Raw genomic sequence first — 14,759 nt, 5'->3', positions numbered from 1 at the left:
TGGGCACAACTATCACCCGCTGCCACCAGAAAAAGTGCTTGCTGCCGTTCACTACTCGTTCGATAAAATCAGCCTGCCCTAGGGTCGACACCTCTTGCAGTAGCGTACCTGACTACTGGCTATAAGCCTTTCTGTTAACCATAAGTGTCGGTGCTGCTTTAGGGTTTTCCCGAGTGAGCTGCCCGACTTAAGCAGTGCTAACACCACTCAAAACCGGTAGCCTGCGCCTACACCGAGTAATTCATTGAGCGCTATTCGTTGAGTTGGGTAGCTCGACACGGCAACCGCTACGTGGGTGTCTAAAAGCCAGCGCTTTCCTAGCGCCCAGTGCCGCCCAGCTCGCAGCAACGGCCGAACCAAAAAGTCGTGCGACGTGCGCGAAGCGAAACCAGTGTTGTCGTGCGTTACTTGGCGGCGGCTAAAGGCACCAAGTACCCCTCCCCCGACAAACCACCCAAGCAAGGCGGGCTTACGGGCCTGCAGATAATAGTTGAGCGAAACGTCGGCGATTAGGCCGGTGTAGCGGTAGCGGGTAGAGCCGCTAACCAGCACCCCCATATCATCGTAATAGTTGAAAGTATAACGATAGCTGTTATGGTCTCCCCCCAAGCTGGCGCGCAGCGCCCAGCGCGAACTCACCGGCACTTCATAAGCCAAGGCCGGAATGAGAGGTGAGACAATATGCAGGGTGTGCAACGTAAGCAAATGGCGCCGGGGCGCGGCGGTGGAGTCGCTCGGGAGGGAGTGTGCCCTACTCCCGAATGGAATTGCTAGCAGGAAGGCGCTATACCACAAAGTAGTCATGATACGGGCTGAAAATAAAGAATAGATAGGCTGGCTCACCTTTAACTAAGAGAAAGTGCATACGCCCAACGCCAGGGGATTATTGTGCCGGTGCTATATTTAATATGATCCACAAATACTCGCTCAACTAAGACAAAGACGTTTGGGGAGCCGCCGACAAGAGCGCCCCGCAGAAAGGCCTAGTACACGAGCAGTAAGTGGGCTTTCATTCGGGGTTGGCAGGCTAACGCGATGCAGGACTAAGTTGGAAAGTCCCGGCTAGAGATGCCCGCCGGGGCCGCGGGAGTTAATTAGCGGCATCGCTTACTTGCCGAGCAGGGCAGGTGCCGCGGCGGACTGCTCCTTGCGCGTTTCGGGGATGACGCCGTAGGCTGGCCGCAGGCCCCCGAGGTCGATAATGATGCGGTCCAGCGTGACCCCGGGGTCGATCAAGTACAGCTTGAGCGTGTGCCGGCCAGGCTGCATCAGCGGCTGCTTGACTTTGCGCTGGGCATAGTTGCGCAGCACGTTTTGTTTCCACTCTTCCGAGCGGCCCACGGTTTTGAAATCCACGATTTCAACGGGGTTATTATCGAGGGCGATGCCGTAGCGCAAACTGGTAAGGCGCGTCGTTTCGTGGGTTGGCAAAGTGAAAACCGTGACTTCGGGCACAGCCGCCGTGAGCGAGTAGAAGTCGTACTCCACCACCGGCGCCGCCACCTGGATGTTGCCCGTATCAGTTGAGGGTATCGCCTGAAACGGCTGGGCTTGCACAACTTTGCCCGTGGAACCAAGCTCGGCGACGGGCACCCAGGAACTGGCCGGCTTGTCGGTTTTGCGGCTGTAGTTGCCGGCAAACAGCGATACATAGCCGTTGCTTTCCACAAAGCCTTCGTAAGCCTGCAATTCCGCATTTTGAGCGGGTGCCGCCCGCACCGCAACTTGCCACGTTTGGCCCACGCCCTTAAGCGTAATCGTACCGCGCGGAGTGCTGCGTTTAGGTACTTTGCTCCAGTCGATGCGAACCTGTAGGCGGAACTGCTTTTGCCCCGTGGCCGAGGTCAGGTACCCTTTTTTCGCGGAAACCACCAGCCATTTAACTGAAGTCTTGGCTTGCCACGCCACGGCTTGGCGGCCACTCAGAAACAAATCAACGAAATAAGTCTGCGGACCCCAGGGGTAAAACGTGGGCAAGGCCGCCTGCTTGCTCGTGAATGGTTTAAGTTGGGTTGAATTCGCTACGCCGCGGCCTTCGGGAGCTATACCCCACACCTGCGTGGTGTCCACCGGCCGCGGCGCGGCGGCCGGGGCCTGGTAAACAGGCAAATCCCGCGGCTTCATCGACATCATGCCGCGCCACTTGCCCCCGGCTAGTTGCTGGTTGTAATAATCGGTTTCTTGTTCGATGCGGGCGTAGGCCTGCCGGGCCAGTTGCGCGTAGTCGGCGGCGCTGGCCCGGTTTTGCTGGGCGTACCAATAGCTTTTGTCTTGGTAGAGAAACTTCTGGTTGATCCGCGCCGCGCCCACCACGGGGTAGTACACCAACTGGTAGAAAGCAGCGGCCCGCTGCGCCGGAATCCGCGCCCGCAGCTGCTGGACTTGCTGCTCGAGGGCGGCGTAGCGGTCGAGCCGGCGCTGGGCCTCGTCGCCGTAGTCGAAGTGGTTGTAGTCGGTGCGGCGGGTTTGGGTGGTGGGTTCGGTCTGGCTCCAGCCCATAAACTCGGGCCGCCGCTCGAAAGCCAGGTCGTAGTACTCCCACAGGATAGCCCGGATGGCTGCCGCGTGCTCCGGGCCGAAAATCTGCTGCGCCCACTGCTCTAAGTGCACGGGCACGTACTGGCTTTGCTGGAAAGGCGGCGCGTGGTAGGCCATGTCCAGAAACAGCTGGATGTTGTATTCGAGCGGCTTGATGTCGCCCACGTTCATCACCCACAGCTTGTCCGTTTTGAGGGCGTGGGCTTTCATCATCTCTTCCCGAATCAGGGCCGGGTGGGTGGAACTGAGCCAGAGGTAGTCGTGGGGGCGGCCCCAGTACGAGGCGTGGTAGTACACGCCCGTGCCGCCCCCGCGGATTTGCTCCTCGGCATTGCTGAGGCGGCTGATGTAGCCGTAGTTGTCGTCGGGCCAGGCCAGGATGACGTCGTCGGGAAGCTTAAGGCCGGCGTCGTACACGTCGAGCACTTCTTTGTAGGCCGTAAACACCTGCGGCACGCGCGTTGGGTCGGGCGCCACGTGGCGGCGCAGAATCTGGCGCTGGTCGGCCAGCACGCTGCCTAGCATTTGGGCTGCTTCTTTCGGCGTCTTGGCCCCCTGCATGCCGCTGTCGTGCACCCCGCGCATGCCCAGCGAGTACATGGCCTCCAGGGTACCGGCCTGCTTGGCGCGCTGCTCCCAGTAGGTATAAACGGCTGCTTTGTTGCGGAAGTAGTCGAACGGGCCCATGGTTTGCTCGTTCCACTCGTCCACGTTGTTGCGCAGCATGGGCTCGGCGTGGGAGGTGCCCACCAAAATGGCGTAGCGGTCGGCTGTTTTCGGGTTGGCGGGATAGTGGAAAAAGGCCTTGGTGCTCGGGTGCATGGCCGGCCAGATCAAGTTGGCCTTCAGGCGCAAGAGCAACTCGAAAATGCGGGCGTAGGTGTTGGGCCCAATATCTTGGATGTCCGGATCAAGGTTTTGCGCGGCCCAGGGTTGCAAGCCCCAGTCTTCGTCGTTGAGGAACAAACCCCGGTATTTCACCGAAGGCGTGTCGGCCAGAAAGCTGCCGGCGCTCAGATACAGATTGGGCTGCGGCAGCGGCGTCACGTCGGCCCACCAGGACCAGGGCGAGACCCCCAGCCGGCGCGCCAACTCAAACACGCCAAAAGCGGTGCCGCGCCGGTCGCTGCCCGCCACCACCAGCGCTTTGCCGGGCTTGCCGAAGGGCTGATCGACCACGCTGATGCTAAACGCTTCCCACTGGCCCCGCAGGCTGGTTAATTGGCTGGCCCCGCTGTTTGCCAGCTGATCAATCAGCTTGGAATGGCCCAGCGTCCCCACCACCACCGCGTAGGTGGCCAGCGGCTCGGTGGCGGAACGGAGCGCTGGCGTGGCTCCGGTAATGCTGGTTACGTCTTTGATTAAGGCTTCGGCCGCCACGCGCACCACTTCCGCATCCTTCGCATCGACGTAAACGGCGGCCGCTTGGCGCTCGTGCACCACCGGAAAAACCTCGGGGCTATAGCCTGCAATTAAAGTGACTGGCGCCGGGGCCGTGGATTGTGCCCACGCCGTACTGCTCGTCGCAACCCCAAAACACACCAACACAACCACTAGCCACTTTTTCATCAACTAACTCGGAAAGGTAAACGTGTATAGAAAGCCCGCCAAGTTTAAAAGCAGAGGCAGAGTAAACGGGTGTGTCTAGGTTAGCAATTGGTAGTCAAGTTTTTGAGGGTGGTTTTTCGTGTCTTGGTCACTTGCCGTTTGGGGGATAAACCGTAAATACTACTTGTCAAGGGCGGCCCCTTCTAGCGCCGAATTGGTTGGATTGTTCTGCTCCACTGCCCGTTGCAACCAGTGGGTGCGCTGCAAGTCCAACCACCGCTTGGATTCGCCGGCAAACTCCCGTGCCCGCTCATCCAATTTTTGATTGTCAGCCCGGAACACGTCGGCATGGATGGCAGCAACGAGTAATTGGCGCGGGCAACAACTTTTCCCGCGTACCTGGCCGCTTTAACGAACGATTTTAAGGCAGCCGTTACCTTTTAGTATCCTGCACTCTCATGCCTGCACCCTAGCCGGAGGCGCAGCCGGCGATACGTGTCACCGCCCGGGGCAGCGCGGCTAAGCAAAACGAATCCGGTTAATAGCAGAAAAAGCACTCTGGTAGCCGTGCATCGATTGGTAGACGCTTCGCCGGACGGCAAGTGCGCAAGGGCAGGAGCAATGCGCCGTTCTGAAAGGAAAACTAGCCGAACGAAATGCTCTGGTTACCTTTATACTACTGCAGTCGAGTAGGCCGAGGATTTTATTCTCTGGCTAGTTTATGGCAAGGCCGTTGCAAAAGCCTATGAGGAATCGGGGTATTGTTTCAACCTCGCTTTTCAAAAACCTGCTCGCTAACCCCTAGCTTCGCTGCCTATCAGTTTCTTAAGGTTTGAAAACCCGAACTAGCTCCCCACCTGTTCGGCCTGTGGCCGCCCTCCCCACGTCTGCTGGCCCCCTGAGCCGGTATCTGCAACAGCAGGCCGAAGCGCGCATTCTGCGGCAAGATCTGTTACACGCCCTGCGCACCGGCATACTAAACGCGCTGGCGCAAACTGCTCTTTTCAGCGAGGCCGAGCGGGTGCGCGCCAGCGCCAGCGTGCACGAGTGCGAGCAAGTAGCTCAGTTGCAACGCTGGTACTGCAATGTGCACCAACTCTACCAGGAGCGTTTAGCTTCCCTGTACCTGCCCTATGCCGGCCGCCTAGGCTTGTACGCGCCGGTGCAGCCCCTGATGTGGATTGCCTAAGCGCGGCCCAGGCCAAGCCGCAACTTACGACTGCAGGTTGGTACGATGCGAAAGCTGCTAACGGCAAACCGCTAAACAACTAGGCCCTTGCGAGGCTTCCGCTCTTACCGGAACAGTATCTTTACTTAGGTAGCGAAGTTTCAACTAGCCGGCGTGGGTTGCCTTGATTTTGGCGCGCCATTCAACCAACTCTTGCAGTAAGGTCATTTCCAGGCGGTCAATCCGGCGCCGCAGTTGGGCGGTCGTGTTGGACTCCAACAACTCTTCGCGCGCGTCTTTCAAATAGTCCAGCATATCGGCGTAGCGCTCCGCTTCGCGGTCTAAGTCGCGCAAGCTAATCCAGGCTATGAGGCTGGCCGCGGCGACGGGCAGCGTGAGGGGCAGAAACTTGAACAGAAGCTTGTAGTACCAACTATGGGTTACGTCGGGGCCTGCGCCCACCATCGGCAGGGCGAGCAGCAACGCCCCGAAAGCGCAGATGGTAGCTAAAATTGAAAACAGGAAAAACCACCGCTCCATTCGGTGCAGGCGGTGTTTGGCCAAATCCCGGGCTTGCTCGAAATACTTGATTTGGCCACCTGCCTGCTTGGGTGCATCGAGCCGCTGGCTAACGTAGCGCTGGGCCATTTCTTTGGCCGTAGTGGCAGTATGGGCGCCGTAGTCGTAGTGGTTTTTGCCTACTCTGACGCAGAATTCGCGCAAGTGCAGCATGTACAGGGATTTGGCCAGCGAGCTTAGCTCCGGTAAATGAAACTCCCGCAGGTGGCGCGGGCCCCCAGGGTACAAGGGCGGTTGGGGGGTAGCGGCCGTGGCAGGAACGGTTGAAAGCAGATTCTGGGCCGCCCGGGTCAGCTCCGCCAGCAACCGGGCTTCCAGCCACTCCCTCTGCTCGGTGCGGTGATGCAGCCGCCACGCCAACCCAAGCACCAACAGCAAGAGCGAGAACTTAAGAATTGCTGCCCCGAGGGCAGAAGCCTCCGTTAAACCAAACGCCAGGGCCAGGGCCGCGACAAACGTAGCCAGCAAATGCCCCCCCAGCACCCACTCGCTGTACCACACAAAGCGGGTTTTGGTGTGAACCGCCCTTTTGTCGGCTTCGGAATGGATGTAAGCCAGGACCGTAGGATACTGCAACTCCGACAGCGGCACCATGGGAGGGCTGGTGAGGTGCTGAAATCCGAGGGCGGTGGGCGTGGCTTCCACCAACTTGTTTTCCAGCCTAGGCGCCAGCTTAGACGTTACGGGTAAGACGTTATCCAACCCCACTGGGGCGTCCACTTCAATTACCAACAACCGCTTGCCGGTGGCATAGGCATGCTGGAGAGTTTCAGCTGAACCGCCACGGGCAAACTCCGCGGCCGGCCCAGACCCAAGCACTGCCGCTTTCTCGGCCTGCGTACAAGCCACCACCAGCACATCACACTCACTGACAATTTCGTAGGCCGTTTCCGCAAATCGTTCGTTGCGGTCCGGATCGACGCCCGTGATTCGCACTTCCAGTACCGCCTGCGTGTGCAGGCACGCGCGGGCTTGGGTTAGCCGTTGGCGCACAGCTGTTTCCGGTTCTGTTTCGCTGAGGCGAAAATCATCGGGCAAGAAAAATCCGGCTTCCTGAGAGGGTAGAAATATTTGCTGCACGTAGCTGGGCCGCTCCTTGCTGCGCGAGGCCGCCACGTGGCGCTGGGCGATAAGCTCGGCGAAAACAAGATCCGCGCCCATGGCCAACGACGACAGGCCCACTAGCACGTATTCGGGCCCGGGAAATTCCGTTTCCAATTCATCTAGCACGCAAGCCAGCGTTGTGCGCAAGGCCGCGTCGCCCTGGGGTAATTTGCGCTTGCCCACGAAGCCGATGGTTAGGAATTTAGGGAGCAGCGGGCTAGCAGGGGCATCAGCAGGGGCCATAAATCAGGAAATGAAAGTGCTCGGCAAAAACAACGGGTAACGCAAGTCAAGAATCAGGAAGCGTCCCGAACAGACGTGGTCGGCAAAGATTAAACCGGCCGCCACGGTTACCCGTGCCGCGAAGACCAGGTCGTGGTTTCCTCCCGCAGCAGACGCTCCGATTCGGTTATGAAAAACTGAAAGACGTCGGAAGTTACTGGCGCCAAAGGGCACTGCCGGCGGCGCGCGGCCAGGGCCGCGCTCATGTGTTGATACCGGGCGGCTAAAGGCTCCAAGCCCTCGGTTTCAACAAAGGCTTTTACCAAGCCGGCGCTTCCGATTATAACCAGAAAAAGATTGAAGTTGAAAAAAGACATAACCGTAGGCCAATTCTCGACAATAGCCAGCAGGCGGAGGGAATTCCACCCGAAAGCCGCTAGCAGGATACCATAACTGACGTAGCGCCAGAACTGCGCTTTGCGGCGTAATTGCTCGGCTCGTTTCTCGAAATACGTGCGCTGAGAGTCGAGGCGGGCCACGCAGTAAACCCCGAGTTTGTCGTCTAGCCCAACTTGGCGCAGGCGGTTTCGCTGGGCGCGCAGTTCCGGGGTAGGCTCAACTTCCACGGCCGGCAAGGTTGGTTGCGGCCGCCCGCCCGGGTTAAGTTGGCGCTGCTCGGCGGCAACAAGGTTTGCCACCCACTGCTGCCAGGCCGCGTCGGCCGGCGCAGCGGGCACGGGCTGCCCCCCCGGGGGCAACGGCAAATCCAATACGTAGAGCCACGCGGCGCTGCGCAGGGTTTCCGCGTGCTGGCGGGTAAGCACCCAGGGCGTGAGGCGGCGGCGCCAATACACTTGTAGCCCAACCTCCAACGCTACGCCCAGCATGGTTAGCGCCACCCCTATTGCATCGAAGAGCCGAATAACCCTGGGGTCCGCTGACAGCACGTTCTGCGTTACCAGCCAGGGCCCGAGGCCGGTAGCGGCCGAGCACAAGGAAACAACCAACAGAAAAAACACCGACCACCGAAACAATGCCCGCCACTGCTTTTGCGCTTGTTGGGCGGCCGCATCAAATACCTTGAAATGCGGACTCTTCGTTTCCGGGCAGCTTAGCTCGTCGGTTAGAGCAGCCAATTCGGCAGGGGGTAGGGGAAAAGCCGGGGGTACGGGGCTAGGCAGCGCAGGCAGCATAACAGGAAGAAAGCCGTTGGAAAGAGAAAGCACGGACGCCGGTAACAGCATCAGGTCAGGCTTACTTTCGTTCGGGCTGCTGCGGATTGAGTACCTGGGCCTGCCATACAACTGCGCTTGTTTGAAGTGAATAACCGCTCTGGCTTACGGCGATGACTGCTTTAACTTAACTAGGCCCTCCAGCAAGAGCTCTGGCAGCAAGGCAAAAGCAAGAAATTAAATATTGAAATAAATTATTAGAAAATAACACTTTCAGCATGTAGTTACACCTTTCGTCGTCTCCACTACCGGCTACAAGGTATAGGGCCCGCTCCAGCGAGAAGACCACGCTTAGGGAAGCACGTGCCAGGCAGCAGGACCTACATAGCGAAAGTGCTGCGTAATAAGGATGCCATTTAATCTTGAATAAGTTTATATTTGGATGAAGCGCTGACTTTGAAATGCAGCTTCTTGCCCCTTTGATCTTATGGCTGCCTTGCTCCCAGAATTTGAATATGACATCTTCATTAGCTACCGTCATAACGACAATCTCTTTGATGGCTGGGTCACGGAGTTTGTAGCGCGTTTACAAGAGGAATTGGCGGCAACCGTAAAAGAGCGGCTCAGCATTTATTTCGACAAAAACGTCAACGACGGCCTCGGCGATGCGGCGCTGGTCGGCCCGAGCCTGGAGCACCGCCTGCGCGCGTTTATTTTAATTCCGCTGATTTCGCAGACCTACTGCGACACCGAACGCTTTTCCTGGAAACACGAGTTTCTGCCGTTTTATCAGCAAGCCAGCCAAGACCGGCTCGGCTTGCACCTGCGCTTGCCAAGTGGCAACGTGGGCTGCCGCATTTTGCCTTTGCGCATTCACAACCTTGACGCCAGCGACGTGCAGTTGCTCGAGCAAACGCTGGGCGGGCAGCTGCGCACCATTGATTTTGTTTACCAGGAGCTGGGCGTAAACCGGCCGTTGCGGGCCAAAGACGACGAGCTGCCCCGTTCGAGTGGGGGACTGCTGTATCGCAACCAAATCAACAAGGTGGCCAACGCCATCAAGGAACTGATAACGGCCGCCAAGCAGCCGCGGCCCGCCATTGCCTCTTTGGCTTACTCGCTACCAGCGACCGGCCCTCTGCTCGAGTTGGGACCCAGCAAGCCGATTGCTGCCGCCCCCGTGGCTTCCCTGCCGATGATGCCCGAGGGCCCGGTGGTATTTCTGCCCTGGACGTCCAAGGAGTTGGCGGCCCGGCGCGAAGAGTTGGCTTTGATTTGCACGAAAGCTGGTTTGCACGTGGTGCCGAGCACGGACTGTCCGCTGGATGAAGACGAGTTTCGCATGCGGACGCAGCAAGCAATAGCGGCCGCTACGTGCTCGGTGCACCTGTTGGGCAACGAGTTCGGGCGGCGCTTCGAGGAAGACGAGGATTGCTCTTTTCCCATGTACGCCTACCAGCAGGCCCGGCAGCGGGCGGCCGCGCAAGACGCGTTCCGCCAGTTTATTTGGTACTGCCCCGACGAAACGCTGGCGGTCCGGCCCGCCCAGAAAGCGTTTGTGAATGCCATTCGCAACGAGCTAACGGAGCGGTGCATGTTTACCAACGCCCCGAACGCCATGCAACTGGTAGAAGATTTGCGCAGCACGCTCACCAAAGCAGTTCCCGCCCCGGTTAGCGCCGAAAAAGAAACCGATATCTTCTTTGTCTACAACCAGCTCGACAGCAACGAGGCCAACGAGATAACCGACCAGCTAAGCGAGGAAATCCCGCTGGAACTGCTTGTAATTGAGCCCGACAGCGAAGATCTGTACAAGGAAATCACGGTGCGCACCATTCCGAAAAGCAAGCTCGCGGTGGTGTATTTCAAGTACAGCGCCGATTGGGCCTTGCCTTTTGTCAAGCAGGTCTGGCGCCTGGTAGGCGGCGCCAACTCGCTTACGCCGATCTTGTTTGTGGGTGAAGACGACCCCGCGCAAAACAAAATGCGGGCCTTCAAGGCACCGCGGGTAATCTCTTGCATTCAATCTCACCGGGGCGTGAGCGAGGAAGTGCGGCGCGTGTTTCAACAAATCAACGTGCGCTCCTGATGACGGCTTCCTGCGATTCCGAACCGTCTTTATTTGGCCCCGAGGAACCCATTTGTCCCTACACCGGGCTGCGCACCTTCACCGAGGAGGAAGCCCTCTACTTTCGGGGGCGCGAAGCGCACGTGGAAAAATGCCGGGCCCTGCTAGCCGAGCAGCACTTTATTATGATTACCGGGGCTTCCGGCGACGGCAAGTCCTCCCTGGTTTTTGCCGGCCTGCTGCCGGAAATCCGGGCCGGTTTTCTGCGCAGCCGCTACAGCAACTGGGTGGTGGCCACCTTTCGGCCCGAGCGGAGCCCCTTGCGCAACATGGCCCGGGCCGTGGCCGCCGCCCTGCGCCTGGAAAACAGCGAGGCCGCGGTGGAAACCGAACTCGAGCAAGGTTTCTCGGCCCTGGTGCAGCTCTACCAGGCCTCAGTGCTCTGCCCGCCCGCGGAAACAGCTGCGGAGTTTGGTGCTGCTGCGCCCGCGCGGCGCGAGCAGCAATTGCGGGCGGCCAACTTGCTGCTGGTGGTCGATCAATTCGAGGAATTTTTCACCAACCCGGAAAACTACGTCGGCGATGAACCCAACACGGCCGCCCAGACCGTGGTTAATCTGCTGCTGGAAACAACGCAGCTCGCGCAGGCCGCCAACTTGCCTATTTACATCATCTGCACCATGCGCTCCGATTTTGTGGGGCAGTGTGCCGAGTTTCGCGGGCTGGTCGAACAGATCGGGGCCAGCCAGTACTTTGTGCCGCGGCTGCTGCGCCACGAGTTCGTGGAAGTTATCAAGGAGCCCGCCCTGCTAAGCGGCAACCGCATCAGTGAGCGCCTGGTGCAGCGCCTGCTCTACGACATGCACAGCGGCCAAGACCAACTGCCGGTGCTGCAGCACGCTTTGCGCCGCATCTGGCTGGCGGCCAACGAGGGGCGCGAGGAAATGGACTTGCTGCACTACGCCATGGTGGGGGGCCTGAGCGACGAGCTGCCCGCCGCCGACCAGGCCCGTTTCGCCCAGTGGCAAGCCACCCTCTCGGGGCCTCAGCAACAGTTTTTACTGGCCAACCCCTCGCTGCGCAACGTGCTGGATGCGCATGCCAATCAGCTGTACTACGAAGCCAGTGCCCGCTACAACCAAGCGTTCGAGCCCCCGCTGCCCGCCGGAACGGTGGAGCAGGTTATCGAGCAAACGTTTCGCCTGCTCACGCGCACCAACGGGCAGCGCGTGGTGCGCAACCGCCTAACCGGCGCCGAAATTACCGCCATTCTCAATGACCCATTGCTGAGTTGGCCGGTGATCTGCCGGGTGTTGCGCCCGTTCCGGGAAGCGGGCACCACGTTTCTCTCGCCCTTTCTGCTGGGCGAAGAAAACGATCAGCAAGTGCCCCCGCCCGACACCGTGCTCGACATCACCCACGAGAGCTTGATTCGCAACTGGAACCACCTCACCGAGTGGGCCAACAGCGAAGCCGCGGATGTGCGCACCGCCCAGGACTTGATGCAACAAGCCGACCGCTGGCAAGCCAACGCCGAGAATCCCGGCTTTCTGCTGCCCATCGGGCCCTACACCTACTTCGCGGAGTGGAACCGCCGCAAAAAGGTAAGCGAGAGTTGGCTGGCCCACTACGTGGCAACCGGACCTAGCGCGGCGCACCGCCAGGAGCAGGCCGCCGAGCATAGCGCGCTGCTGACCCGCTTTCTGGCGGCGAGCCGCCGCCAGCTCGCGGTGTCGCTGCTGGTGGCCCGCTACGGCCTGGGGCGCCTAGCGGCGGCAATTTTGCTGCCCGTGCTGCTCGTGGGAATAGGGTGGCTGGCGTGGGCGGCCCGCCAGAAAAAAGCCGACTACGTGGCGTATTCGATTGTCGAGCAGCGGTTACCTTACCTGACTTCCCCTTACGTGTCGGTCAACAACAAGGCCCGCTTTCTGATTGATGCCGACCGGCTTAAACGCTTTATGTACCGGCCTTGGTGGGGGGGGCACGATACAAAATACTACGGCTTTTCGCAGCGGCTTGATGCCTTGGAGGGCTATAGCCTGCCCCTCAACATCGAGCTGGCCATGTACCAGCGGGTGAGCAACGAGCACTACGACGTAGCCGGCCGGCAGCACCCCTGGATCGGCCGCCTGCTCTTTGACTTAGACAACCGCCTCACCAAGGCCGGTAGTATAGCAGTGCCCCCCCAAGGCCAAGCTACGTTGAGCGCGGCCCAGCGGGAAGTAGCGGTGTTCACGGCCCGGACCGTAATGGCGCTTACCTACCACCTCGCGTATGCCGCGCAGCACAAGCAGCTGGGCACTCGTCGGCGTACGTCCCCAACCGAGGAAACCCGGCGCTTGGAAGCTGTCAAGCAAAAGCTGCTGGGGCGTTTGCTCGCCTACGTGCAACGGGAAGTGAGCACCACCCAGGGCGAGCCGCCCCACCCGGTTGACTTCAACTTTTGCGTCCAGGTGTTGCTGGCCCAAGGCGATTATCGCCCCACCGAACTGCAGTTTCTCGCTAAGCTAAACCCCTTGGTTTCAACTTCCGGGGCCCGCCGGCAGTTTCTGCGGTTTTTCCCGCCGGCCATGAAAATCTATGCCAATGGCGGCAGCATCGGGCACAGCGGGGGCTACCAGCTGGCGGCTATTATGTTTGCCGCCCAGCGCCGACCGGCCGAGCTGGCGCAGTGCCTGGATTCGCTCCGCGCGCAAACCACCAAACTCGCCGATACCGACGGGGGGCTAGCGTTGCTGCCTTACCTGGTGAAATACGAGCTCTTCACGCCCGAAACCGTTTATCCGCTGTTGCAAAGCTGTAGCAAGGTAGGAGACTTCTCTTTCAACGAAGTGTACGCGGCCACCGTGTACAGCCTGCTCAGCGTAACCCCGGCCCCTAGAGTGTACATGGTAAGTCCTTCCTACCACGACTACGAGGCCAAGGTGGTGGCAACCGATGGAATCAAATTGGGCTTGGTTAGTCCCAACCGGTTGAACCTGGACCGGGTAAGCTTTTCGGTTGCCACCTCGGCCCGCGACAAGGCCTGGGTTGCGTTACGGCAAGCCGTGCCAACCGTTGCCGGCGCCGAACCGCTCTTCGTGGAAAAAGCCGCGTTTAACTCGGCCAGCCGCCCTCGCAACCAAGCTTTTCTGACAGCTTTTCTGGCCAAAAACCACGGGGTGTACTTAGCGGAAATAAAACAGAGCCCCGGCGCGGCAACGCAGGCATTCAACGAGTTCAGCCAAGCGCTTACCCAACTGCAAAGTCGGCGTACCGGGCAAGAAGCAATCAATGTGTTGGAGTGGAATCTAGGCTCGGCCGAAGTTGTCGGCGGGCCGCAAGCTAGTGCGGTGGCCCAGGACCCGGTCCGCTACCTGCAGCACCCCACGCGCCCGAAAACCCTGGAGTTTGAAGCCTACTACACCTGCGCGTTCAACTCGTTCTTTGCGTATGAGCTCCGGCGAGCCGTCCTGGGGCCCGCCCCGGATCGGAAAGTGATCCGGCAACTAGACAGTATTACTTTTCTGGAAGCCGCTTTTCCCGACCGCGCGTCCAGTACCCGCGAGTTTTCGTTGCAAAAGGAGGCTTTGCACCGCATCAAGGACAATGCGCCCAACTTAACGTGGATGCGGGCGCTGGTGCAGCTGCCGCTAGCCGACGATGCGGCGCGTACCCGCCGCAATGCCTTGCTGTACCGTGTTTCGGCCGCCTTGCAAAACGAGCAGCAACTGCGCGAGCTAACCCTAAAGCGCGACATTTTGCCTTTTCTGCCCCAACTAACCCAGCAGCCTCGCTACGCGCAGGAGCCTTTGCAGGTGGCGCTTACCGACTTAGCTACCGCGCTGGCGCGGGCCGGGCGCGTGCCCGAGGCCTGGCAGCTCGCGGCGGCTTTGCCCGCCCCACTCTCCACCATCACCCACATTCGGGCCGGCGAGCAGCTTATGCTGACCAACAACCAGGGCCAGCTAACCCGGCTCGACAGCTTCTTACTAACCTATCAGCAAACGGTTCATCAAACCCCCGCCATGGCCGTGGGCAGTAGCATTAGCTTGTTTTACTGGCGGCATCGGGAGCAGGCGCTTGAATTTGCCAAAACCGCGGCGTTCCTTATTCAGGAAGGCCCCACCTTCATTCGGCAGCGGGGCTTTTATTCCATGGCCATTGGCCGCAGCCTGGCCGACCAGAGCTACCAGGCCCTGCGCGACGCCCCGGCCTACACCCCCGAGGACGAGCGGCAGCTGTATTTCAATTGCGTGCTGACGGGGCTGGCGCATCTGAAAATAGCGCGCCCCAACGACGGCTGGCAAGACTACGACGACCTGTCCATGCTCTACCTCACCAACGACTACAGCGGCTTAACCGATTGACAGGCAGTATA

8 protein-coding genes are annotated in these 14,759 nt (G+C 59.7%); 3 read left to right on the top strand and 5 right to left on the bottom strand.

The genetic code is table 11. The features are described from left to right. Positions 1-207: 207 nt before the first annotated feature. From P1X16_RS22485 to P1X16_RS22475, 3 genes are all read right to left on the bottom strand, one after another. Complete coding sequence (locus P1X16_RS22485; protein ID WP_277234001.1) at positions 208-804, bottom strand: hypothetical protein; 597 nt, start codon at positions 802-804, stop codon at positions 208-210. A 303-nt stretch (positions 805-1,107) separates the two neighbouring features. Continuing rightward, complete coding sequence (locus P1X16_RS22480; protein ID WP_277233999.1) at positions 1,108-4,107, bottom strand: glycosyl hydrolase 115 family protein; 3,000 nt, start codon at positions 4,105-4,107, stop codon at positions 1,108-1,110. 159 nt (positions 4,108-4,266) lie between these two features. Further along, complete coding sequence (locus P1X16_RS22475; RefSeq protein WP_277233997.1) at positions 4,267-4,428, bottom strand: RagB/SusD family nutrient uptake outer membrane protein; 162 nt, start codon at positions 4,426-4,428, stop codon at positions 4,267-4,269. Between the two features lie 490 nt (positions 4,429-4,918). Here P1X16_RS22475 and P1X16_RS22470 point away from each other — a divergent pair, with 490 nt between their 5' ends. Next, entirely contained in the window at positions 4,919-5,275 is a 357-nt protein-coding gene (locus P1X16_RS22470; RefSeq protein ID WP_277233995.1) for a hypothetical protein, read from the top strand. A 144-nt stretch (positions 5,276-5,419) separates the two neighbouring features. Here P1X16_RS22470 and P1X16_RS22465 read toward each other — a convergent pair whose 3' ends face one another. After that, positions 5,420-7,180, bottom strand: a complete 1,761-nt coding sequence (locus P1X16_RS22465; protein WP_277233993.1) for a hypothetical protein — start codon at positions 7,178-7,180, stop codon at positions 5,420-5,422. A 107-nt stretch (positions 7,181-7,287) separates the two neighbouring features. Next, positions 7,288-8,352, bottom strand: a complete 1,065-nt coding sequence (locus P1X16_RS22460) for an SLATT domain-containing protein (protein WP_277233991.1) — start codon at positions 8,350-8,352, stop codon at positions 7,288-7,290. Positions 8,353-8,818: 466 nt separating this feature from the next. On the opposite strand from P1X16_RS22460, the gene P1X16_RS22455 reads away from it, so the two are divergent. Then, positions 8,819-10,420 carry a hypothetical protein gene (locus P1X16_RS22455; protein ID WP_277233988.1) on the top strand — a complete coding sequence of 534 codons (1,602 nt, stop codon included), beginning with the start codon at positions 8,819-8,821 and terminating at the stop codon, positions 10,418-10,420. Beyond that, a complete protein-coding gene (locus tag P1X16_RS22450) occupies positions 10,420-14,748 on the top strand; it encodes a hypothetical protein (protein WP_277233986.1) in 4,329 nt (1,442 codons plus the stop codon). Before P1X16_RS22455 ends, P1X16_RS22450 begins: the two co-directional genes overlap by 1 nt. Positions 14,749-14,759: the final 11 nt, after the last annotated feature.

The sequence above is a fragment of the Hymenobacter sp. YC55 genome (genome assembly GCF_029433095.1).
Classification (GTDB): domain Bacteria; phylum Bacteroidota; class Bacteroidia; order Cytophagales; family Hymenobacteraceae; genus Hymenobacter.
The sequence above is the reverse complement of the archived record's forward strand: the minus strand, read 5'-3'. Positions and strand labels throughout refer to the sequence as shown.